The 22,529-nt window shown below is 68.8% G+C and carries 21 protein-coding genes; 13 read left to right on the top strand and 8 right to left on the bottom strand.

Translation table 11 applies throughout. The features are described 5' to 3' along the window. Positions 1-401 precede the first annotated feature (401 nt). The 5 genes from OG302_RS16560 to OG302_RS16540 all read left to right on the top strand — a co-directional run bounded on the left by OG302_RS16560 (position 402) and on the right by OG302_RS16540 (position 4,529). Entirely contained in the window at positions 402-620 is a 219-nt protein-coding gene (locus tag OG302_RS16560) for a hypothetical protein (RefSeq protein ID WP_371750397.1), read from the top strand. A gap of 53 nt (positions 621-673) precedes the next feature. Further along, complete coding sequence (locus OG302_RS16555) at positions 674-1,225, top strand: pilus assembly protein TadG-related protein (RefSeq protein WP_371527506.1); 552 nt, start codon at positions 674-676, stop codon at positions 1,223-1,225. Positions 1,226-1,257: 32 nt separating this feature from the next. After that, positions 1,258-1,866: a hypothetical protein gene (locus OG302_RS16550; protein WP_371527505.1), complete on the top strand. Its 609-nt coding sequence runs from the start codon at positions 1,258-1,260 to the stop codon at positions 1,864-1,866. A 3-nt stretch (positions 1,867-1,869) separates the two neighbouring features. Further along, positions 1,870-2,529 (top strand): OmpA family protein, encoded by a 660-nt coding sequence (locus OG302_RS16545; RefSeq protein ID WP_371527504.1) that lies wholly within the window; start codon positions 1,870-1,872, stop codon positions 2,527-2,529. 1,244 nt (positions 2,530-3,773) lie between these two features. Then, a complete protein-coding gene (locus OG302_RS16540) occupies positions 3,774-4,529 on the top strand; it encodes a class I SAM-dependent methyltransferase (protein ID WP_371527503.1) in 756 nt (251 codons plus the stop codon). Positions 4,530-4,570: 41 nt separating this feature from the next. Here the strand turns inward: OG302_RS16540 and OG302_RS16535 are convergent, their stop codons facing one another. After that, positions 4,571-5,740 carry a winged helix DNA-binding domain-containing protein gene (locus OG302_RS16535; RefSeq protein ID WP_371527502.1) on the bottom strand — a complete coding sequence of 390 codons (1,170 nt, stop codon included), beginning with the start codon at positions 5,738-5,740 and terminating at the stop codon, positions 4,571-4,573. Positions 5,741-5,801: 61 nt separating this feature from the next. Here OG302_RS16535 and OG302_RS16530 point away from each other — a divergent pair, with 61 nt between their 5' ends. Next, on the top strand, positions 5,802-6,236 hold the full coding sequence (locus OG302_RS16530) for a winged helix-turn-helix transcriptional regulator (RefSeq protein WP_371527501.1): 435 nt from the start codon (positions 5,802-5,804) through the stop codon (positions 6,234-6,236). Between the two features lie 226 nt (positions 6,237-6,462). Here OG302_RS16530 and OG302_RS16525 read toward each other — a convergent pair whose 3' ends face one another. After that, positions 6,463-6,897, bottom strand: coding sequence for a DUF192 domain-containing protein (locus OG302_RS16525; RefSeq protein ID WP_371527500.1), 435 nt, complete (start codon positions 6,895-6,897; stop codon positions 6,463-6,465). Positions 6,898-7,259: 362 nt separating this feature from the next. Between OG302_RS16525 and OG302_RS16520 the strand changes: the two genes are divergently transcribed. After that, positions 7,260-7,826 carry a DUF3824 domain-containing protein gene (locus OG302_RS16520; RefSeq protein ID WP_371527499.1) on the top strand — a complete coding sequence of 189 codons (567 nt, stop codon included), beginning with the start codon at positions 7,260-7,262 and terminating at the stop codon, positions 7,824-7,826. 33 nt (positions 7,827-7,859) lie between these two features. Here the strand turns inward: OG302_RS16520 and mgrA are convergent, their stop codons facing one another. Next, positions 7,860-8,897 carry an L-glyceraldehyde 3-phosphate reductase gene (gene mgrA, locus OG302_RS16515; RefSeq protein ID WP_371527498.1) on the bottom strand — a complete coding sequence of 346 codons (1,038 nt, stop codon included), beginning with the start codon at positions 8,895-8,897 and terminating at the stop codon, positions 7,860-7,862. A 128-nt stretch (positions 8,898-9,025) separates the two neighbouring features. Between mgrA and OG302_RS16510 the strand changes: the two genes are divergently transcribed. From OG302_RS16510 to OG302_RS16495, 4 genes are all read left to right on the top strand, one after another. Next, on the top strand, positions 9,026-9,787 hold the full coding sequence (locus OG302_RS16510) for an isoprenyl transferase (protein ID WP_361832974.1): 762 nt from the start codon (positions 9,026-9,028) through the stop codon (positions 9,785-9,787). Between the two features lie 320 nt (positions 9,788-10,107). After that, complete coding sequence (locus tag OG302_RS16505) at positions 10,108-11,430, top strand: PhoH family protein (RefSeq protein WP_361832976.1); 1,323 nt, start codon at positions 10,108-10,110, stop codon at positions 11,428-11,430. A 391-nt stretch (positions 11,431-11,821) separates the two neighbouring features. Continuing rightward, complete coding sequence (locus OG302_RS16500) at positions 11,822-12,562, top strand: lytic transglycosylase domain-containing protein (protein WP_361832978.1); 741 nt, start codon at positions 11,822-11,824, stop codon at positions 12,560-12,562. Between the two features lie 126 nt (positions 12,563-12,688). After that, on the top strand, positions 12,689-14,023 hold the full coding sequence (locus OG302_RS16495; protein WP_371527497.1) for an AI-2E family transporter: 1,335 nt from the start codon (positions 12,689-12,691) through the stop codon (positions 14,021-14,023). 69 nt (positions 14,024-14,092) lie between these two features. Here the strand turns inward: OG302_RS16495 and OG302_RS16490 are convergent, their stop codons facing one another. Together OG302_RS16490 and OG302_RS16485 are read right to left on the bottom strand one after the other, a co-directional pair. Next, positions 14,093-14,626, bottom strand: coding sequence for an alkyl hydroperoxide reductase (locus tag OG302_RS16490; protein WP_371527496.1), 534 nt, complete (start codon positions 14,624-14,626; stop codon positions 14,093-14,095). 15 nt (positions 14,627-14,641) lie between these two features. Then, positions 14,642-15,196 (bottom strand): peroxiredoxin, encoded by a 555-nt coding sequence (locus tag OG302_RS16485; RefSeq protein WP_361832984.1) that lies wholly within the window; start codon positions 15,194-15,196, stop codon positions 14,642-14,644. Positions 15,197-15,353: 157 nt separating this feature from the next. On the opposite strand from OG302_RS16485, the gene OG302_RS16480 reads away from it, so the two are divergent. Continuing rightward, on the top strand, positions 15,354-16,310 hold the full coding sequence (locus tag OG302_RS16480; RefSeq protein ID WP_371527495.1) for a LysR substrate-binding domain-containing protein: 957 nt from the start codon (positions 15,354-15,356) through the stop codon (positions 16,308-16,310). A gap of 36 nt (positions 16,311-16,346) precedes the next feature. Here OG302_RS16480 and OG302_RS16475 read toward each other — a convergent pair whose 3' ends face one another. From OG302_RS16475 to OG302_RS16465, 3 genes are read right to left on the bottom strand one after another with little or no spacing between them, the layout of a single operon-like run. Further along, entirely contained in the window at positions 16,347-18,761 is a 2,415-nt protein-coding gene (locus OG302_RS16475; protein ID WP_371527494.1) for an FtsX-like permease family protein, read from the bottom strand. Next, positions 18,758-19,444 carry an ABC transporter ATP-binding protein gene (locus OG302_RS16470; protein WP_371527493.1) on the bottom strand — a complete coding sequence of 229 codons (687 nt, stop codon included), beginning with the start codon at positions 19,442-19,444 and terminating at the stop codon, positions 18,758-18,760. Before OG302_RS16470 ends, OG302_RS16475 begins: the two co-directional genes overlap by 4 nt. Continuing rightward, a complete protein-coding gene (locus OG302_RS16465) occupies positions 19,441-19,968 on the bottom strand; it encodes a PadR family transcriptional regulator (protein ID WP_361832990.1) in 528 nt (175 codons plus the stop codon). Before OG302_RS16465 ends, OG302_RS16470 begins: the two co-directional genes overlap by 4 nt. A 262-nt stretch (positions 19,969-20,230) precedes the next feature. Here OG302_RS16465 and OG302_RS16460 point away from each other — a divergent pair, with 262 nt between their 5' ends. Beyond that, the gene (locus OG302_RS16460) at positions 20,231-22,495 is read left to right on the top strand and encodes a transglycosylase domain-containing protein (RefSeq protein WP_371527492.1); all 2,265 of its coding nucleotides are present in this window, start codon (positions 20,231-20,233) and stop codon (positions 22,493-22,495) included. Positions 22,496-22,529 lie beyond the last annotated feature (34 nt).

Here is a 22,529-nt window from a genome sequence, read left to right as displayed (position 1 = left end):
TCAAGCCACTCCGCGAAACCTCTTCGCGGCTGCAACCAGATGTGGGACAGTCACCCGGAGGGTGGGAAGGGTGCGGCGACTCCGGGGGTGGCCCCTGCCGGGGTCTGCTCCCCCAGCCGACCTTTGCAAAAGGTGAGTTCACGGGATTCGCGGGAGGGGAAGTCGTGAAACGCATGGAACCACCGACCGGCCGGTCGCGGATCTCCACCACCTGCCTCCGGGGTGCGTGATGACCTCGCAGCCGGGGAAGGGAACTCGCCAACTTCCGCGTCTCAAACGGTATTGGTTGCGGAGAGTGGCTGATGGGTCACATGATCTCGCGTACGTTGCCTATGACGACAGCGACGTCGGAATTGGCTGCGCCAGCAGTGCGTGTATCGGGTGGGAGAGAAGGGGCCGTCGTGCTGAAAGATCGCGTACTCAGAGTCTGGGTCGACTGGACCGTGAACGTTTCTTCCCGGGTTCGGGGGAGGGAGCGGGATGCGGGGGCTGGGTTTGTGGAGTATGCGGGGTTGATGATTCTTATTGCGGGGATCTTCGTGCTCATCGACGGTCTGGGTCTCGACGGCCAGATCTCCGGCGCGATTCAGGACGCCGTGTCGGACGTGATCGGCGGCTGAACCGCCGTCCCCTACTCAATGACTCAGGGCAGACTCTCCCCATCTACATCTGGGTGACGGGGATTCTGCTCTTTGTTGCGTTCGCGTTCTTCGCGTTCGCGCAAGCCGCATCTGCGCGAAATGGTGCTCAGTCCGCCGCCGACGCCGCAGCGCTGGCGGCTGCGCAGGAGGCCCGAGATGAACTGGTCGACGGGCTGGGGGCCTCCATCGGCGAAGGAGACGACTGGCTCGACTGGCTTGGTGGAGACAAGCCCAACGGTGACGGTGCCCAAGCTGCGGCGGATGCGCTGGCTGCGGACAACGACTCGGCGGTGAGGCAGTTCGGGGCGGCTGAAGTGAATGGCTTTCCGGGCTTCCGGGTGAAGGTCGAGACCAACTACACCGTTGGCGATTCGATCATTCCAGGCACGGAGAGCCAGCATGCCACGGCCGAGGCCACTGCCATTATCAAGCCGCGCTGTGATGTTGCTCTTTCGTCCGATCCGGAGAAGACCGTGGAATTCGACTGCGGCGACGGCGGCTCTTTCGAGATCGATCCGGATGACTTCGAGCTGGATGATCTCCCGGACGCATCCGTTCTCTTCTCCGTTCACCTGGCCGACTGATGAGCGTTCGACGAAAGAAGGAAGCTGTACCGATGAACATTCGGCGCACCATAAAGACCCGCAAGGCAATGACCGCTGTCGCGATCACTACTGGGCTGGTCCTCGCGGTCGCCGGCTGCGGTGGCGGGGACGGTGACAGCGATGACAAACCGGAGAAGGGTTCTTCCTCACCTGCGGCCTCAAAGGGGGGTGGCGATGAGGGGGAGAAGGAGGAGGAGAGCCAAGCCCCGGCATCGGACAAGGCGTTGGCTGAGGTGAAGGGGGAGGAGAACATCACGCTGACGGTCTCTTCCGCTGTTCGTGACGAGGGGGGCTTCGTTACGGTTTCGGGCAAGGTGACGAACAGCGGAGGAAAGTTCTGGGCCGCGGCCAACTGGCGTGGTGAGGAGCGTGAGCTGAACAAGAACGGTTCCTCGGTAGCGGGAGCAAGCCTGATCGACAACGCGGGGAAGAAGAAGTACCTCGTCCTCCGCGACACCGAGGGGCGATGCCTGTGCACCAAGTTCACGGGCGGTGTGAAGCCGGGCCAAACCGCCGACTGGTACGCCCAGTTCCCGGCTCCGCCGGAGGGTTCCGACAAGGTCGCCTTCCAAGTAGGCGCCATGCCCCCCGCCTCCATCGAGATCTCCGAGAGTGAGTGACCCATGGGCCACCCACGATCGCGCACCCTGGCCACAGCCACCGTCACCCTCACGGCTCTGGTCTTCCTGACCGGCACCCCCGCCTTCGCGGACGACGACGACCCGAGCGCACCTCCAGGCAGCAGCACCACATCCCCGCCCCCGGAGGTCGACTCCAACAGCCCCGGGCTGAAGCTGGCCGATGGAGCGACCCTGGCCCCGGCGAAGGTGCTGGACATCAAGTCCGTGGTCGAGGACCTCGGCGGTGAGGAGCGCCGCGAGGACACCAACACGGACGTGAAGTTCGCGCTGCAGGCCGAGGTCCTCTTCCCCAAGGACAGCAACACGCTGAATCCCGAGGCGAACGCACGTATCAAGGCGATCGCGGAAGAGGCGAAGACCCAGAAGGCAACGACCGTCAGGGTGTTCGGCTTCACGGACAACCTCGGCTCCTACAGTCACGGCAAGACGTTGTCCCGTAAGCGCGCGGAAGCGGTGCACGACAAGCTGGCGAGCTACCTGGGCCCCGAGGTCACGTACTCCGTACGCGGCTACAGCGAGGACTATCCGATCGCGGACAACACCTCCGAGCAGGGCCGCAAGAAGAACCGCCGGGTCGAGGTCACGTTCCCGCGTGGTGCCGGGGCGGATACGGGGACGGCACCATCCGGAAGCCAGGACTGACCTGCCGCTCCGGGTGGCCGCCAACTTCCACCGTGGCTTTGGGGGGGCCTGTGTCGGGATGGTGACCGGGGCCGCCCGGTTGTCCCGAGGTTGGTGGTTGCGGGCCGGGAGTCAAGGGCGCTCCTACGTCGCGTCGGCTACGCCGATTCCGCTGCGCTCCACCCTTGACACCCACCCCTCCACCACGCGAGGGAAGACGACCGGACGACCCAAGGGGCGAGGCTCTCGACCACTCCCGTGGGACGGACCGCTCTCGCGCCCGACTGCAGACCGGATCTCCCGGGGTGCCCGTCACGCGGTGAGGGCAACGGCACACGCGACCGCCCCGGGACGGGCACCGGTCTCGTCAAGCGACAGCGGATCGGATCTTCCGGGGCAGCCGTCGCGGGGTAGAGGCGCGCGACTGCCCGGGGGCGGACACCGGTCTCATCGAGCGTCAGCAGACCGACCGGTCTTCCCGGGCAACGCCACGGGGCAAGGCCGAGCAGCCGCCCCGGGCAGGGCCCCGGTCTCATCAAGCACCTGCAGGCCGGCCCGTTTGAGCGAACGCCACGCATGACGTGTCCGGTAATGGGGCGATCACGAACAGGGGGCGTCTTGCTCTGCATCACCAGCATCGGCGCCGGGACGTCGGCGGTCGGCGGCGGTGGGAAGGGCGCTTCGGGAGCCAGTGGGCCCCACCCCTCCCGAGCGACTGGCCCAAGCGAGGAAGCAAACAAGGCCCCATCCCCCAGGGCTGGTGGCTGGCCCAGCTGAAGCGGCGGCAGCGGCATGTGACTGCGGCGGGCGGCGGCTCCTGAATGCCGGGTGGCGTCGTGGAGGTGGGGGGTCTGGCACCTATTTCGGAGAAGGCGCGTTGAGAAGCGCGTGCGCCCCTCGACTTCAAGAACGCGCCTTCGCGAAAGTAGGTGCGCCTCGCCAACTGCAAGAAAGTCCCCGAACTGGCCTGCTCTACCGCGATGGAGTGGGAATCCCCTGCAACGCCCTCACCCGCACCCAGATAACGACGACAGGTCGTACGACACCATCGACGAGGCCGACGGCAGGGACCCTTCCGCCTGGGCCACGGTCTGACCGGCGAACGAGGAGACCGGTATGGGGGCGGGCTCGTCCGAGTCGTCGTCATATCGGCATCGGCACCATCGCTCATGGCGGCCACGGGAGGCGCCAACCGCTCCCTCAGCCTCTACGCGGCACCGCAGCGTCGGCGGGAGGGGAGCCCCGGGCAATGCGAAGATCGGTTCATGAGCAGTTTCGATGCACTTGTGGCGGAAGCGGAGTCGGCGCCGACCGAGGGCTGGGACTTCTCCTGGTTCGAGGGGCGGGCCACCGAGCAGCGGCCCTCCTGGCGGTACGCCCACGCCATGGGGGAGCGGCTCGGTCACGCCACCGCCTCCCTCGACATCCAGACCGGCGGCGGCGAAGTCCTCGCCTCCGCGCCCACCCTGCCGCCGCTCGCCGTCGCCACCGAGGGGTGGCCGCCGAACGTCGCCAAGGCCGCCGCCCTGCTGCATCCGCGGGGCGCGGTCGTCGTGGCCTCGCCCGAGGACGCGCCGCTGCCGTTCGCGGCGGAAGGCTTCGACCTGGTCACCAGCAGGCATCCGGTGAAGGCCGACTTCGACGAGATCGCCCGCGTGCTGCGTCCCGGCGGCACGTACTTCGCCCAGCACGTCGGGCCCTCCAGCGTCTTCGAGGTCGTGGAGTACTTCCTCGGCCCGCAGCCGGAGGAGACCAGGCACGCGCGCCACCCCGACCAGGAGCGCGCGCAGGCCGAGGCGGCGGGGCTGGAGGTCGTCGACCTGCGGGTCGAGCGGCTGCGGATGGAGTTCTTCGACGTCGGCGCCGTCGTCCACTTCCTGCGGAAGGTCATCTGGATGGTGCCGGACTTCTCCGTGGAGAAGTACCGGCCGCGGCTGCGGGAACTGCACGAGCGGATCCAGGCCGACGGACCCTTCGTCGCCCACAGCACCCGCCACCTCTTCGAGCTGCGTAAGCCGTAGCCGAGAGGCGCGGGCCGAGGCCTCAGCCAAGGGGCGGGCCCCTACGCATGCGGCCCCACCCCCACCGTCCCCACCACCAGCTCCGGCCTGGCCTCGAGCACCTCGCCCACCCGCTCGACCTCCACCGCGAGCCCCCGCTCCTGGCGGGCGCTCAAGCGGTCCAGCGGCTCGACCGTCACCGTCACCCGGCGGCCCGAGCGACGCTGGTGCCAGACGCCCGCCACGACTCCGTCGACCAGCAGTACGGGGAAGTTGCCCGCCTGGCCCCTGTTGAGCGCGCGCTCGTAGGCGCGGCCCGGGAAGAGGCGGGCGCGGGGGTGCGAGGCGATGACGTACGCGTCGAAGTAGGGGAGGAGGCGGACCCCCCGCGCCGGTTCGGCGGGGAACTCCGTGTCGTCCGCCACCACCCACGACGCCGCTTCACCCTCCATGTCGACCGCCTCGATCTCCCCGGCGGAGGAGAGGGAAGCGAAGAGAGCTGATGCCCAACCCGGCGGGCCGGCCAGCCACTTGGCGAACTCCTGCGAAGTCGCGGGCCCGTACGCGTACAGGAAGCGCCGCACCAGTTGCCGCGTCGCCTCCTCGGCCCCCATCGGCTCCCCGAAGTCCCGCGGGCGCGTGTACGTCACCCTGCGGCCCCGGTCCGGTGCGAAGCACAGCGCGCCGCGCTGGCCCGCCAGATGCATGACCTGCCGCCAGCGCGGCCACATCCCCTGGAACGCGGGCATCACCAGGTCGCCGGCCCACGGCCCGGTGCGTGCCACCACCGCCTCGCTCAGCTCGTCGATGGTCAGCCGGACGCCGTCCAGCGCCTCGCCGATCGCCGTGACGATGTCCTCCGCCTGGGCGGGTGTCACTCGCGCCTCGGGCTTGAAAGGGCTCGAACCGGACGGCACGGCGGGCAGTGCGGCTGTCCAGAGGGGGAGTTGCGCGTACGGGAGGAGGTGGATCGTGCCGCGCGGGCCGTTCGTCTTGACCAGGCTCGGCTCCTCGCCCCACAGCGCGTCGCGTACGTCCTGCCGGGTCGCCCCGTCCATCCGCAGCCCCACGGACAGCTCGGCGGCGGACAGCACCTGCGCCTGCGCGGCGAGCATCGCGTCGACGACCTCGCCGGGTCCCGCCTGGCCCGGCTTCGCCGGGGTCAGCAGGAACTGCCGGTCCATGCGCCGGGTGTTGGCAGCACTCCACGTGACAGTGGGAGGGGCGCTCATCGGTGGTCTCCTTCGGTACTGTCGATCGGTGAAGTGGCTCTGCCGACACGAGGAGTGGACCATGCCGAAGAGCGGCGCGGAGGGCAATTCGGAGAGCGGCAAAGAGACCGGGCCGCTGTACGCGTGCGGCCTCGACGCCGCCGTGGACGTCGTCGGCGGCAAGTGGAAGCCGATGATCCTCTGGGCGCTCTACGCGGGCGCGACCCTGCGCTTCGGCGAGCTCCGCCGGCACATCACCGGGATCAGCGAGAAGGTGCTCATCCAGCAGCTGCGCGAGCTGGAGTCCGACGGCATCGTGCACCGCGAGGTGTACCGGGAGGTGCCGCCGAAGGTCGAGTACTCGCTGACCCCCCTCGGCCTGTCCCTGAACGAGGCGCTGATCCCGCTGGGCGTGTGGGGCGACGCGCACATGCGTCAGCTGGTGGCCAACCGGGAGGGCAAGAGAGACGGCAAGAAGGACGGCAAGAAGGACGGCAAGCATGGCGAGGCCGCCTGACGGGAAAGCGGGGTCAATGGTTGCCTGCCGCTTCGATCGTTAGCCAAGTGATCCCGAACAACGCCCAAGTGATCCCGGAACAGCTCGCGTTGATTCCGCATCGTTATCCGGACTGGCTCGATCCGGCCGTCGGGATCACGTAAGTTCAGACCAAGGCGAATTCGCGTGAGCAAAGCCACGTGTGCGGTGCCGCGCGGCGGAGGGGGCTGCGCGGCCCGCGCGCCCCTCACTTCCCGCCGGGCTTTCCACCGGGCTCTCCACCGGGCTCATGGGAATCGCCGGATTCCGTGTGACCGTCACGCTCCGGACGGGTGCGAGGCTCCCCTGCGTCACCGGACCGCACCGCGACCCGCGCACCCCGGCGCACGCCCCACCGCTCCAGCGCCCCGGCTTCCGCCTCCAGGACGTGCCCGGCCCGCAGCCGGGGCCGCCCGATCCGCCCCGGACGCATCGTCCGCACGGACAGAACCCGCAGCTCCCGGTCCAGGTACGCCACGTCGATCGTGAACCGCATCCCCAGGGTGTGGACGCTGCTTGCCGGGCTCAGCAGCAAGGCCCCCGTCACCCCTTCCCGCCCGAGCAGCCCGCGCCGCCGGGTGCGGGCCGAGTCCGCGATCTCCAGGGGGAGCATCCGTCCGGTCGGGAGGATCAGTGTCGCCATGGGAGCCGAAGCTAGCGGGCCGCCCCTCCGCCGCGTCAAGGCGGAGCACCGGGACCCGTCCCTCCAACGGGCTACCGTCAGGTGCGGCCGAAATCTGGCTTCCGGGGCCGAATTCCGGTGGGAGAGCAGGGGCGCGCGGTCGTCACGCAGTCGCCGGGCAACTTCGGAGAGTAGTTGTGGGCCGCCGATGCGCGCAGCATCACTTACGAAGGGTTATGGTGGAAACCCCCCCTCGGGCCGGTCCGTCTCCCCCCCACGGACCGGCCCGATTTTTTGTGCCCGCAGGACCTGTGGGCACCCGTGTGATCACGGGGAGTGCCCGCATGATCGTCGGACCGGGGCCTGCGGATATCGTCAGGGACATGTCGAACCAATTCCCCCCGCCGCCCGAGAACCCGCACGGCAACCCGTACGCGAACCCCCAGGCGGGCGCCTCCCAAGGTGCTCCCCAAGGCGCTTCCCAGGGTGCTCCTCAGGGCGCTCCCCAGGCCGGCCTCCCCACCTATGGCGGTCCTGCGCAGGACCCCGCCCACGCCTACGGATACGGCTACGGCCCCATGGCCCCGCAGACGATGCCGGGCGTCGTCCGCGCCACGCAGATCGTCCTCTGGGTCCTCGGCGGACTGACCTTGCTCGGAGTCATAGGCATCGCGGCCATGGGCGACGCGGCGACGGCCGGCGCGGCCATGGGCGTGAGCATCTGCCTTCTGGTGTCCTGCGGTTTCGCCTTCGCGTTCAAGAACGCGGGCAACGGCGTGCGCGTGACCTGCATCGTCCTGATGAGCGTGCAGATCGCCCTCGGGCTCGGCGGCCTCGCCTCCGGCAACCCGGGCTGCTTCCTGGGCCTGCTCGGCTCCATCGCCACGGTCATCCTGCTCAGTCAGGGTGCCGCGGGCGCCTGGTTCAAGCGCCCGCGCACCCTCGGCTAGCAGTCGGCCTCCCCCTGGACTAAGCGGACGGCATCAGCCGCGCCCGGCCCAGATGTTGGTGCCGGGCGTGGACACCGCGTACGTGTCGATCTCGGTGAGCTCCTCGTCCGTGAGCTTCGGACCGGCCAGCGCCGCCACGTTCTCCTCCAGCTGCTTCACGCTGGAGGCGCCGATGAGCGCGGAGGTCATCCGCTCGTCGCGCAGCACCCAGTTGAGCGCCAGCTGCGCGAGAGACTGGTCGCGGCGGGCCGCGATGTCGTTCAGACCGTTGAGGCGCCGCACGACCTCGTCGCTCAGGAGGTCGGGGTCGAGCGACTTGCCCTGCGTGGCACGCGAACCCTCCGGGATGCCCTTCAGGTACTTGTTCGTGAGCAGGCCCTGCGCGAGCGGCACGAACGAGATGCAGCCCATGCCCGCGCCCTCAAGGGTGTCGAGCAGGCCGTCGTCCTCGGTCCAGCGGTTGATCATCGAGTACGAGGGCTGGTGGATGAGGGCGGGAACGCCCATCTCCCGCAGCAGGCGCGCCGCTTCGGCGGTCTGCTCGCTGTTGTAGGAGGAGACGCCCACGTACAGCGCCTTGCCCTGCTGGACGGCGGATGCGAGCGCTCCCATCGTCTCTTCGAGCGGGGTCTCGGGGTCGAAGCGGTGGGAGTAGAAGATGTCGACGTAGTCGACGCCCATCCGCTTCAGCGACGCGTCCAGCGACGACAGCAGGTACTTGCGCGAACCCCACTCGCCGTACGGGCCGGGGTGCATGAGGTAGCCCGCCTTGGTCGAGATGACCAGTTCATCGCGGTACGGGGCGAAATCCTGTGCGAACAGCTTGCCGAAGTTGAGCTCGGCCGAACCGGCCGGCGGGCCGTAGTTGTTCGCCAGGTCGAAGTGAGTGACGCCCAGGTCGAAGGCGCGGCGCAGGATCGCGCGCTGGCTCTCGAGGGACTTGTCGTCACCGAAGTTGTGCCACAGGCCGAGGGAGACGGCGGGCAGCTTCAGGCCGCTGCGGCCCGTGCGCCGGTACTCCATGGTGCTGTAACGGTCCGTTGCCGCTCGGTACAGAGACGTGTCGTTCATGGGTACGAAGCTACTTCAGGCCCGGATCTTGTGGCAGCAGCCCCGCATCACCCGAGGGCGGAAGCCCGCCGTCACAGCGGTAGGCTTTCGCCTTCGGGGACTGCCATCTGCTGGAGGGGCTGACAGAAGTGAACCTGCGCGACCTGGTGTACGGACTTTACGCACGCCGGGTGGAAGGCCGCCTCGACCACGATCAGGTGCCCAAGCACATCGGGGTCATCCTCGACGGCAACAGGCGCTGGGCGAAGGCATCCGGCGGGACCACCGAACAGGGCCATCAGGCGGGTGCGTACAAGATCGAGGAGTTCCTCGGCTGGTGTGCCGAGACGGACGTCGAGGTCGTCACCCTCTGGATGCTGTCGACGGACAACTTCGACCGCCCCGAGCAGGAGCTCATCCCGCTCCTCGGCATCATCGAGGACACCGTCCGCTCCCTCGCCGCCGACGGCCGCTGGCGCGTGCACCACGTGGGCACGATGGACCTGCTGCCCTCCCGCACCCAGGCCGTACTGAAGGAGGCCGAGCAGGCCACCCACGGCAACAAGGGAATACTGGTCAACGTGGCCGTCGGGTACGGCGGCCGGCAGGAGATCGCCGACGCGGTCCGCTCGCTGATCCTGGACCACGCGGACAAGGGCACGAGTCTGGAGGACGTCGCCGAGACCGTCGACGTCGACCTGATCTCCAAGCACCTCTACACACGCGGCCAGCCGGACCCCGACCTGGTGATCCGAACGAGTGGTGAGCAGCGCCTGTCCGGCTTCATGCTCTGGCAGTCGGCCCACTCCGAGTACTACTTCTGTGAAGTCTTCTGGCCCGCCTTCCGCAAGGTCGATTTCCTGCGTGCGCTGCGTGATTACGCGGCCAGGCACCGGCGCTACGGCGGCTGACACCCCACCGGGTGCCCGCGTTGGTGAGGCGCGAGTAACCCAGAGTTCACGGACGCGCCGTCATATGCCCTGGCATGGCTGCGCTTGTTCGAGGGAATAAGCCTTCCAGGTCGACATCCGATTCACGGATGTCGTATCTCAGCGGGCGGCATGGGGCCGTCCGCCCGGGAGGCCCTTTGCACCAGGACGACCGTGCGGTGAGTACGGGCGAAGTGGAGGGCCGGAGCTCGGCCCGCGCACTGCGGTCCGAGACCGGTCCGGATTTCTCCCGGCATCCTTCCCGTCGCTCCCCGACCTCATCCGAGGGGGTACGTCCTTCCGTGGTGACCAGCACAAAGCGCCGCATGCCCGACAGGCGCACCTATGTTCTCGACACCAGCGTTCTGCTCGCAGACCCGAACTCCATGTACCGCTTCGACGAGCACGAAGTAGTGCTGCCCGTCGTCGTGGTCACGGAGCTCGAGGCGAAGCGGCACCATCCCGAGCTCGGCTACTTCGCCCGGCAGGCCCTGCGCCTGCTGGACGACTGCCGGGTCCGGCACGGTCGCCTGGACGCGCCGATCCCGATCGGCGATCTGGGCGGCACGCTGCGCGTCGAGCTCAACCACTCCGATCCCGGCGTGCTTCCGGCCGGCTACCGGTTGGGGGACAACGACTCACGGATTCTCGCCGTAGCGCGCAACCTCCAGGCAGAGGGGTACGACGTCACCGTCGTATCGAAGGATCTGCCTCTGCGGATCAAGGCGTCCTCCGTCGGACTTCTCGCGGAGGAGTACCGCGCCGAGCTCGCCATCACGGACTCCGGCTGGACCGGAATGTCCGAACTGACCCTCTCCGGTGAACAGGTGGACCTCCTCTTCGAGGAAGAGACCCTGTACGTGCCGGAAGCGGCCGACCTGCCCGTCCACACGGGCCTCACCATCCAGTCGGAGAGGGGCAAGGCGCTCGGCCGTGTCACGGCCGAGGGCAATGTCCGTCTCGTGCGGGGTGACCGTGAGGCCTTCGGCATCAAGGGGAGGAGTGCGGAGCAGCGCATCGCGCTGGATCTGCTGCTCGATCCGGACATCGGCATCCTGTCGATGGGCGGCAGGGCGGGCACCGGCAAGTCGGCTCTCGCGCTCTGTGCGGGGCTTGAAGCGGTCCTGGAGCGCCGGCAGCACCAGAAGGTGATGGTCTTCCGGCCGCTGTACGCGGTGGGCGGGCAGGAGCTCGGCTATCTGCCCGGCACCGAGGCCGAGAAGATGGGTCCCTGGGCCCAGGCGGTCTTCGACACGCTCGGCTCGGTGGCGGGCAAGGCGGTCATCGAGGAGGTGACGGCGCGCGGCATGCTCGAAGTGCTCCCTCTCACCCATATCCGCGGGCGCTCGCTGCACGACGCCTTCGTGATCGTCGACGAGGCCCAATCCCTGGAACGGAACGTCCTTTTGACCGTTCTGTCCAGGATCGGGGCAAACTCCCGGGTCGTCCTCACGCACGACGTCGCCCAGCGCGACAACCTCCGAGTGGGGCGGTACGACGGGGTAGTTGCCGTCGTCGAGAAGCTGAAGGGCCATCCGCTCTTCGCCCACGTCACGCTCACCCGCTCCGAGCGTTCGCAGATCGCGGCACTCGTGACCGAAATGCTGGAGGACGGTCAGATCTGAACCAATTCACCCTGGTTACGCAGTAGTTGGCGCCGCCCGGCGGAGCGAAGGAGCTTAGCCGGGCGGCGTCATGGCGTCCGCCCTTTTCCGAAAAACTACTGGGGCAAACGAGGTGTGAGCTTTCACACGGCACGGATAATTGCCTTGCGGCATCCGGCTGGGGCAGAGTCTGGGTCCTGTCAGGCCCCGCATGCGACACACCTGTACCCCCAGCGGTACTGCAACCCGGAAACACCAGAACTTCATAGTGGCCGTCGCATGCCGCCCGAAGCACCACGCGACTCTCCCGTCACGGGAGTTGTCCACCGGGCCCGTGCCTCCCGTGACCGAGATACCAGCGGAGGCCAGCGCCAGGGGCACGATTGCGTCCGCGAGGTCACCTATGCGGGCGATGCTGGAAGGAAACCGTGTGAGCCGGATTTCGGTCCGGGGATTCGCCGTGGCATCCGCCACCGCGGTCACCACCGTCGGCGCTGTTGTTGGTGTCGCCTCGGGCAGCACCCCGGGCGCCTCGAATGACAACGACTTCGAGGCGACGGCAAGCGAAGCGACCCTCCTCGCAGACATCCCCGCGGGTCAGCAGGCCCAGGTGCAGACCGCGTCCCTGACGCAGCAGGCCGACGCACAGGCCATGGCTGCGGACACGGCCGCGAAGAAGTCGGCGGCGGAAGCAGCGCGCAAGCAGGCCGCCGAGTCGGCGATCGCGAAGCAGAAGGCCGCGGAGAAGGCGGAGGCCGCCGAGAAGGCGGCAGCCAAGAAGGAGCGTGAGGAGAAGGCGGAGGTCAAGGCCAGCCGTTCCTCCGCGCGCGACGCCTCGTCCTTCTCCCCGCAGTCCTCGTACTCCGTCTCGCAGGTTCAGGCGATGGCACGGCAGATGGTCCCCGGTGACCAGTTCCAGTGCTTCAGCAACATCGTCAACCACGAGTCGACCTGGAACTACAAGGCCAGCAACGCCTCTTCGGGCGCCTACGGCCTCGTCCAGGCGCTCCCCGGCTCCAAGATGTCCTCGGCCGGAGCCGACTGGCAGACGAACCCCGCCACGCAGATCAAGTGGGGCCTGGGCTACATGAACGACCGCTACGGAAGCCCGTGCGGAGCCTGGGACTTCTGGCAGGCGAACAACTGGTACTGAGCCGCGTATCGCTCAACCTTTCTGAGGCCCCTCACCGTCCTTCGGTGGGGGGTCTCAGCCGTGTACGGTCGGACCCGCAACTTCCAGGAGGGAGTGATGGGGAGAGACGGGGGAAGAGGACGGATCATGGCGCGAGTACCGGAGTGGATCGGCCGACTGGGAGCCGGACTGTCTGAGATGGGCGAGCGGAGGAGCAGGCGATCGGAGTCGGACGACGACTTCGGGGACGGCGCCAGGCCCGCACGGCAGTCGTCGGCGGACGACGCCGACGGGTCGGAGACCGTGGTGCCCGCGCCGCCCGCGTACGCGCCGGACGTCGCGGCGAGGCCCGACCCCGTCGACGCGGTGCCGTGGGGCATGCGCGTCGCGGCCGAGGCCGGCTGGCGTCTTCTCGTACTCGCGGGCACGCTCTGGGTGTTGATGAAGGTCATCAGCGCCGTGCAGCTGGTCATCTTCGCCTTTGTCGCGGCGCTGCTCATCACCGCGATGCTCCAGCCGACGGTGGCCCGGCTCAGGCGGCTCGGTCTGCCCAGGGGGCTTGCGACCGTCCTCACGGCCGTACTCGGCTTCGTCGTCATCGGGCTCGTCGGCTGGTTCGTCGTCTGGCAGGTCATGGAGAACGCCGACACGCTCTCCAGCCAGCTCCAGAACGGCATCGACGACTTGCGCAACTGGCTGCTGAACAGCCCGTTCCACGTGACCGAGGACCAGATCAACGACATCGCCAAGAGCCTGCGGGATGCGGTCGGGGCGAACACGGAGGAACTGACGTCCGCGGGGCTCGAAGGGGTCACCGTGATCGTGGAGACCATGACGGGCATGCTGCTCGCGATGTTCTCGACGCTCTTCCTCCTGTACGACGGCAAGCGCATCTGGCAGTGGGTCCTGAAGCTGGTCCCGGCGCCCGCGCGGCCCGGCATCGCGGGCGCGGGTCCGCGTGCCTGGCGCACGCTGACGGCCTACGTGCGCGGCACGGTGATAGTGGCCCTGATCGACGCGATCTTCATCGGGCTCGGGATCTACTTCCTCGGGGTGCCGATGGCGGTGCCGCTGGCCGTCTTCATCTTCCTGTTCGCGTTCATCCCGCTGGTGGGCGCGGTCATCTCGGGTGCGCTCGCCGTGGTGGTGGGTCTGGTGACCCAGGGCGTCTTCACCGGTGTGATGACCCTCGTCGTGGTCCTGGCCGTGCAGCAGATCGAGGGCCACATCCTGCAGCCGTTCATCCTCGGCCGTGCCGTACGGGTGCATCCGCTGGCCGTGGTGCTCTCGGTGGCCGCGGGCGGTCTGGTCGCCGGGATCGGCGGGGCCGTCGTCGCGGTGCCGCTGGTCGCCGTCACCAACACGGTGGTGGGCTACCTCAGGGCGTACTCACACGAGGCCGCCCTGAAGCAGGCTCCGCAGCCGCGGGGCGCGACGGCGATGGACGTGGCGCCGGTGGAGCGCGAACACGCCGCCGAGTAGCGCGCTTCTCGTACGCGAAAGGGCCCCGCCGACCAGGAGTCGGCGGGGCCCTTCGTGTTGCTCAGGTGGTTACTCGGAGAGCACTGCCTCGGAGTCCAGCGTGACGCCGACCGCCTGGATCACCGCGGCGATCTTGACGGCCTCCTGGATCGTCTCGCGGTCCACACCGGCCTTGCGGAGCACCTGCTCGTGCGAGTCGAGGCACTGGCCGCAGCCGTTGATGGCGGAGACGGCGAGCGACCACAGCTCGAAGTCGACCTTCTCCACACCGGGGTTGCCGATGACGTTCATCCGCAGGCCGGCCCGCAGGGTCCCGTACTCCGGGTCCGAGAGGAGGTGGCGCGTGCGGTAGAAGACGTTGTTCATCGCCATGACGGCCGCGGCCGACTTGGCGGCGGTGTACGCCTCGGGGGAGAGGTTCGCCTTCGCCTCGGGCTCCAGCTCGCGCAGCACCTTGGGGGAGCGGGACGCGATGGCGCAGGCCAGCACGGTGCCCCACAGCTGCTGCTGCGGAAGGTCCGAGTTGCCGATGACCGAGCCGAGGTTCAGCTTCAGATCCTTGGCGTAGTCCGGTACGGCGGACTTCAGTTCGTCGAGTGCCATGTCAGTAGGCTCCGTTCACTCGCCCGAGAGGAGCGCGACCGGGTCGAGGGTCTCGTCGCCCTGGGTCCAGTTGCAGGGGCACAGCTCGTCCGTCTGCAGCGCGTCGAGGACCCGGAGGACCTCCTTGGGGTTACGGCCCACGGAGCCGGCGGTCACCATCGTGAACTGGATCTCGTTGTTCTGGTCGACGATGAAGACGGCGCGCTGGGCGAAGCCGTCCTCGCCCTCGATGCCGAGGTCACGCATGAGCTCGTGCTTCGAGTCGGCCAGCATCGGGAAGGGCAGGTCCGTCAGGTCCGGGTGGTCCTTGCGCCAGGCGTGGTGCACGAACTCGGAGTCACCGGAGAAGCCGAGGATCTGGGCGTCACGGTCAGCGAACTCGTCGTTCAGCTTGCCGAAGGCGGCGATCTCGGTGGGGCACACGAAGGTGAAGTCCTTGGGCCACGCGAAGACGATCTTCCACTTGCCCTCGTAGGTCTTGTGGTCGATCTGCTTGAACTCAGCGCCCTTCTCCAGCGAGACGCAGGCGGTCAGATCGAACTGGGGGAACTTGTCACCGACAGTGAGCACGCGCTCTCCTTGCTGCAAAGAAAATCCCTTTTGGGGAGTTTCCTGGGGGGTTGGACTGATGTTGATGGTGGCACAGGGTGCATTGATTATGGAAATAGCTAGAGTGGGTCTCGTTGATCGATTCTGGCTATCAGTGCCAGTAGTTAAGGAGGGGCCCGTGGCCACCAGTGCCAAGCCCGCGGCCAAGCGCGGCGCACGTCAGCCCAGCCTCGCCCAGTTGCGCGCCTTCGCCGCCGTCGCCGAGCATCTGCACTTCCGGGACGCCGCCGCCGCGATCGGCATGAGTCAGCCCGCGCTCTCCGGCGCCGTGTCCGCCCTGGAGGAGACACTCGGTGTCACCCTGCTTGAGCGTACGACCCGCAAGGTGCTGCTCTCGTCGGCCGGTGAGCGGCTCGCGGTGCGGGCCAGGGCCGTGCTCGACGAGGTCGGGGCGCTGATGGAGGAGGCCGACGCGGTGCGCGCGCCGTTCACCGGCGCGCTGCGGCTCGGCGTGATCCCGACCGTGGCGCCCTATCTGCTGCCCACGCTCATCGGGCTCGTCCACGAGAAGTACCCGGACCTCGATCTCCAGGTGCACGAGGAGCAGACGTCCTCGCTGATCGAGGGGCTCGGTGCCGGGCGTCTCGACCTGCTGCTGCTCGCCGTGCCGCTCGGCATGCCCGGCGTCACCGAACTTCCCCTGTTCGACGAGGACTTCGTGCTCGTCACGCCGCTGGACCACTGGCTCGGCGGGCGCGAGGGCATTCCGCGCGACGCCCTGCGCGAGCTGAACCTGCTGCTGCTCGACGAGGGGCACTGCCTGCGCGACCAGGCCCTGGACATCTGCCGGGAGGCGGGCCGCGCGGACGCCCCGGTGACCACGACCGCCGCCGGGCTCTCCACCCTCGTCCAGCTGGTGGCCGGCGGGCTCGGGGTGACGCTGCTGCCGCGCACCGCGGTCCGCGTCGAGACCAGCCGCAGCAACCAGCTGCTCACCGGGTTCTTCGCGGACCCGGCGCCGACCCGGCGCATCGCCCTCGCGATGCGTACGGGGGCCGCGCGGGCGGCGGAGTACGAGGCGCTCGCCGCCGCGATGCGGGGGGCCGTGAAGCCGTTGCCGGTGCGGGTGTTGTGACCCCGCACCGGCAACGCACCGCTCCTGGCGGGGGAGTTACTCCGTGCGCAGGCCGTCCGGACGCATCATGCGCCACAGCGGCGGCAGGCTGAGCAGCGTCACGACCGCGACGAGGACGGCGCCCGCGGCCGTCAGGGGCGCGAACAGCCACCAGTCGGTGACCGAGTGCTGGATCATGCGGACCATGACCCAGCCGAGGCCGATGCCCCCCGCCACGGCGAGCGCCAGGCCGATCGCGACCGGGATCGCGGTCTGCCACAGGATCGACCACGCCATCGACGCGCGGCGCGTGCCGAACGCGGTGAGCGCGGCAAGGAGGCGCTTGCGCTCCCGCAGTTGCTCGATCATCGAGACCAGCATGGACGCCGCGATCAGCGCCATCGTCGCCATCGCGCCGATCTGCAGGCCCTTCTGGATGGTGGCGTACTGCTTGTCGCGCTCGATCGCCCGCAGCGTCCGCACGTCGAGGAACGGGTCGACGTGCGCCCCGGCGTTGCGGATGTACTCCTCGGCGTCCGGGACGTCCGGGTCGACCTTGATCATCGCGGTCGTGGCGGCTTCGGCCATCTTGGACAGGTCGATCGCGCCGGGCGTGGCGAAGATGCCGTTGTGCAGCTCGCCGCCCGGGTCGGGGCGGGCCTTGACCGTGCGGGAGTCGGCGGGCAGCGTCCATGGGGCGTGCCGGTGGCCGGGCTCGTCCCAGCTGATCGCGTTCAGGTCGACCGGCTTGCCGGGGCGCGCCGCTTTGTCGACCCACTTGTCCATCGCGGTGCCGGTGTGCACGACGAAGGTGTCGCCGTCCTCGCAGCTGCCGATGCGGGCGAGTTCGCGCAGGTTCGCGCAGGTGGCGACCGTCAGCTCCGTGGTGGGCCGCATGTCGTCCGCCTTGAGCCTGCCCGGCTTGACGACGTACGTGGACACCGTGCCGATGACCTTCTCGACACCCTTGGTCGTGCGGAACGTGTCGATCATCCGCCCGGCGAGCTCGCCGTCGCCGACGTCGGCCGTCACGACCAGCTTGGCGCGGCCGGGACTGTTGTCGGTCGCCTGGTTGAAGTCGTCGTGCATCGCGACGAACAGCATCTGCAGGGCGACCGCGCCCGCCACCGCGACGGTGATGCCGCTGACCGCCCGTGCCGCCGTACCGCTGCTCAACTGAAGCCTTCGGGTGGCCAGTTGCCAGGGGATGGGGCCGCCGCCGCGCAGCTTCGCCACGCTCGCCTCGACGAGCCAGGGCAGCAGCGCCGCCAGGCCCACCAGGGTGAGCGTCGCGCCCGCGCCGATGGCGAAGACCGGCGGGGCCATGTCGCCGCCGACCTGGCCCGAGGCCAGCAGGATCCCGAGGCCGAGGAGCGGCATCACGATGCGCCACCACAGACGGCGCTTGCGGGGCTTGCTGCTGCGCACGACGCCCAGCGGCTCGATGGAGACGGCCCGCAGTGAGATCAGCGTGACCAGGACGGCCGTGACCGGCACGGCGAGCAGGATCAGCGCGGCGAGGGCGGGCACCGGCACCACGTCGGAGGGGAAGGCGCTGATCTTCCACCCGTCGAGCGTGCCGATCACCTCGCGCACGCCCAGGAAGAACAGACCGCCCAAGGCCATGCCGAGCAGCGCGCCGCACAGGGCCTCGCCCGCCGCGATCCGCCGCACGCTGTGGGCGTCGGCGCCGACTAGACGCAGCGCGGCGAGACGCCGGTCGCGCCGGTCGCCGCCGAAGCGGACCGCCGTGCCGATGAAGATGATCACCGGGGTCAGCAGGACCACGCAGATCAGGACCACCAGGACGACCAGCATCTGGTCCAGGGGTTCCGCGGGCTCCTTGTAGCCGAAGCTTTCGACGCGGTGGCCGCCCTTGGCCGGGGTGAGGGCGTCGGAACCGGCGTAGTAGTAGAGCTCCTGGGGGTTGGTCAGGCCGGCGTCGCCGATGGTGCCGGTGACGCGGTACTGGCTGTACCGCTCCTTGAGGAGGGCGCCCTCGGAGCTGCCGAGGAGCTCGCGCAGGGCGGGCGACACGACCATCTCGCCGTCCGCCGGGATCTTCTTCAGGCCGGGCGGCAGGGCCGGGTGCGAGCCCTCGGCGCGCAGCACGCGGCCGCTCACCGTCTTGTCGCGGAAGTCGGTGGGAACGTCGCGCTGCAGGACCGTGGAGTCCGACCGCTCGACCTTCTTTCCCGAGAACTCGCCCTCGGCCGAGCGGGCCACCGAGCGGTCCTCGCGGTTCTGGAGCAGGTTGGGCACGGATGCCGCGCCGAGCAGCAGGGCCACACCGAGGCCGACGCCGACCGCGGTCAGGAGGGTGCGGGTCCAGCCCTCGCGGCCGCCGCCGACGGCGAAGCGGATGCCCATGGCGAGGTCGCGGAGGAAGGCGCGGGCGCCCTTGGAGGCGGTGTCGTCGGCGAGTGGCGGCCTGGGGCCGGTGGCGGCCTTGGCGCGCGTGTCGAGGCTCATATCGCCCGCTCCATGTCCCGTGACCTGCCGTCGCGTACGACGATCTCGCGGTCGGAGTAGGCGGCGACCCGCGTCTCGTGGGTGACCAGGACCACGGCGGCGTTCGTCGAGCGCGCGGCGTCGGTGAGCAGCTCCATGACGCGCTCGCCGTTGAGGGAGTCCAGGGCGCCGGTGGGCTCGTCGGCGAAGAGCACGCGCGGGCTTGTGGCGAGCGCGCGGGCCACGGCGACGCGCTGGCCCTGGCCACCGGAGACCTCGCCGGGCCGCTTGGCGGCGACGTCCTCGACCTCCAGACGCTCCATCCAGGTGCGGGCGGTCGCTTCGGCGTCCTTGCGCTTGGCGCCGTTCAGGCGCAGCGGAAGCGCGACGTTCTCCACGCACGTCAGCTCGGGGACGAGCTGCCCGAACTGGAAGACGAAGCCGAACTCGCTGCGGCGCAGGGCGCTCAGCGTGGTGTCCGGCAGGCCCGTGAGCTCGCGGCCGTCGTACGTGATGGAGCCGGCGTCGGGCTTCACGATTCCCGCGAGGCAGTGCAGAAGCGTGGACTTGCCGGAGCCGGATGGGCCCATCACGGCGACGACCTCGCCGGGGTGGATGGAGAACTCCGCGTCGTCGAGCGCGGTCGTCGGACCGTACGTCTTGCGCAGCCCGGAGGCGGTGAGGAGGGAACCGGCGGGGGTCATGCGGAGCGAACCTCCTGGGCGAGCCTGCCGAGGCGCGCGGCGGCAAGCTCCAGCCAGCGCAGATCGGCTTCGAGATGGAACAGCGCGTGGTCGCAGATCAGCTGGTCGGCGAGGTCACCCTTGCGCTTGCGGTCGGTGAGGATGCGCATCAGGCGCAGGTGCTCGGCACGCTGGGCGTCGAGCATCTCCGAGGCGTCGCGTTCGGTGAGGAGCGCGAGGACGACCTTCGTGTAGAGGGTCGACTGGAGGTAGGGCTCGGGCTTCTCCGGGGTGGCGAGCCACTGCTCGACATCGGTGATGCCGGCTTCGGTGATCGCGTACCGCTTGCGTTCGGGGCCGCCGCCCGCCTCTATGCCGTCGACCTCGACGAGGCCGTTCTTCAGGAGGCGGGACATGGTCGAGTAGACCTGCCCGTAGTGCAGTGGCTTGTCGTGACCGAACTTCTCGTCGAAGGTGCGCTTGAGGTCGTAGCCGTGGCGCGGGCCCGACTCAAGGAGGCCGAGGAGGGTGTGACCGATGGACATGCGGAGCACTCTACACGGTGTGTATACCCGCCATGTATACCGGTCACGGGGAGCTCACAGGTTCGAAATGCGGGCAACCTTCTGGGCCCCAGGACCGTCGGTTAACTGGGGGAGTCACCGGTTCCTATGGGGCAGGTGCTGATTGTCACGTCCGGAAAAGACCGGATCGGCAGTCCTTTGTCCCTAGGTGCGGTGTTAGCTTCTTGAGCTGACTTGCCAGCCATCGGACACACGAACGAGACGAAGCGGAGCACTTACTCTCATGGGCCGAGCGGAAGAGCGACAAGCGCGGCAGCGCGGCGCGCGCCGGGCAGCGCGCGTGCGCCCCGCCGGCGGTGGCAAACCCAAGCGCACGGGCATACGCCGCTTCTTCACCCTGAAGAAGATCCTGGGCACGTTCTTCGGACTCTGCCTGCTCGGCATGCTCGGCTTCGTGATCCTCTACATGATGGTCGACGTACCCGAGGGCAACGCCGCGGCCAAGCTCCAGAGCAACGTCTACAAGTACAAGAACGGCGACGTCATCGCCAGGACCGGCGAGCTGAACCGTGAGGTCGTCGACCTGAACAAGGTGCCGAAGAAGGTGCAGCGCACCTTCGTGGCCGCCGAGAACAAGTCCTTCTACAAGGACAAAGGCGTCGACTTCAAGGGCACGGCCCGCGGCCTGATCAACACCGTCACCGGCAAGGGCAAGCAGGGCGGCTCGACGATCACCCAGCAGTACGTCAAGAACTACTACTTGACGCAGGACCAGACGGTGACCCGTAAGTTCAGGGAACTGGTCATCTCACTGAAGGTGGACCAGAACAAGAGCAAGGACTACATCCTCGCCGGGTACATCAACACCAGCTACTACGGACGGGGTGCCTACGGCATCCAGGCCGCGGCCCAGGCGTACTACGGCATCGACGCCGAGAAGCTGAGCGTCTCGCAGGGCGCCTACCTCGCCGCTCTCCTCCAGGCCCCCAATCAGTACGACTGGACGTCGGCCACGGACACCAGCAAGAAGCTGGTCGAGGCGCGCTGGAACTACGTGCTCGACAACATGGTCGAAGAGGGCTGGCTGCCCGCGGCCGAGCGCGAGGGACTGAAGTTCGACAAGCCGGATCCGCCCAAGGCCGCGCCCGGCCTGGAGGGTCAGACCGGCTACCTCGTGAAGGCGGCCAAGGACGAGGTCATGAAGGCCGGCCACCTCAGCGAGAAGCAGTTCGACGCGGGCGGCTACACGATCACGCTCAACATCGACAAGAAGAAGCAGAAGCTTCTGGAGAAGGCCGTCGACAAGAAGCTGAACGACCAGCTCGACCCGGACAAGCGCAAGGCCGACGCCCGGGTACAGGCGGGCGCCGCGTCCGTCGACCCCAGGACCGGCAAGGTCCTGGCGATGTACGGCGGCGAGGACTACGTCAAGCACTTCACGAACAACGCCACCCGGCGCGACTACCAGCCGGCCTCCACCTTCAAGCCGCTGATCCTGGCCGCGGCCCTGGAGAACGGCTCCACGACCCAGTCCGGCCAGCCGATCACCGCGAACACGATCTACGACGGCACCAGCGAGCGCCCGGTCAAGGGCAGCGACGTCGGCTTCGCGCCGCCGAACGAGGACGACAAGAGCTACGGCCCCGTCACCGTCCAGAAGGCGATGAACAAGTCCATCAACTCCGTCTTCGCGCAGATGGGCGTGGACGTCGGCATGGACGAGGTGCTTGAGACCGCGGGCAAGCTCGGCATGGACGTCGAGGATCTGCCCGCCGTGCCCGCGCAGACCCTGGGCACCATGGGTGCGAGCCCGCTGGAGATGGCGGGCGTCTACGCCACGCTCGACAACCACGGCAAGAAGGTCACCCCCACGATCGTGGCCTCCGTCGAGCACAAGGACCGCTCGATCGAGATGCCGGACCCGATCGGCGAGAACGTCGTCGACCGCGGCACCGCGGACTCGCTCACCTCGGTCCTGACCGGCGTGGTCGACGACGGAACGGGCCGCGCGGTGCGCAGCCCGGTGCAGGACGTGGCGGGCAAGACCGGTACGTCCGACGACAACAAGTCGGCCTGGTTCACCGGCTACACGCCGAAGCTGGTCACCTCCGTCGGACTGTTCGGCGAGGGCGCGGCCGGTACCGCCGAGCAGAGCAAGCAGGTCTCCATGAAGGGCGCGGGCGGTCTGCCGCGTGTCGACGGCGGCAGCTTCCCGGCGCAGATCTGGGCGGCGTACACCTTCGACGCGATGGGATCGCCCAGCAAGTTCGACCTGGACACCTCCATGGGCGCTGCCATCGCGCCGCCGCCGGACCCGACGACGCAGGCCCCGAAGGAGCCGACGGAGGAGCCTTCGGAGACCAAGGACCCGACGACGAAGCCGCCGACGGACGACCCGACGACGGACAAGCCGACGGAGACTCCGACGACGCAGGAGCCGACGGACGACCCGACGACGCAGGAGCCGACGGACGACCCGGAGGACCCGGACCCGACGACCACCATCGACATCCCGGAGAAGCCGAACGGGCGGCCGAACAGGGACTGACGGACGGCCACACGCCACACGAAGGGGCCCGGAA

It is taken from the genome of Streptomyces sp. NBC_01283, from assembly GCF_041435335.1.
GTDB lineage: Bacteria > Actinomycetota > Actinomycetes > Streptomycetales > Streptomycetaceae > Streptomyces.
Note: the sequence above shows the minus strand (reverse complement) of the source record. Positions and strands in the feature narration are given on the sequence as shown.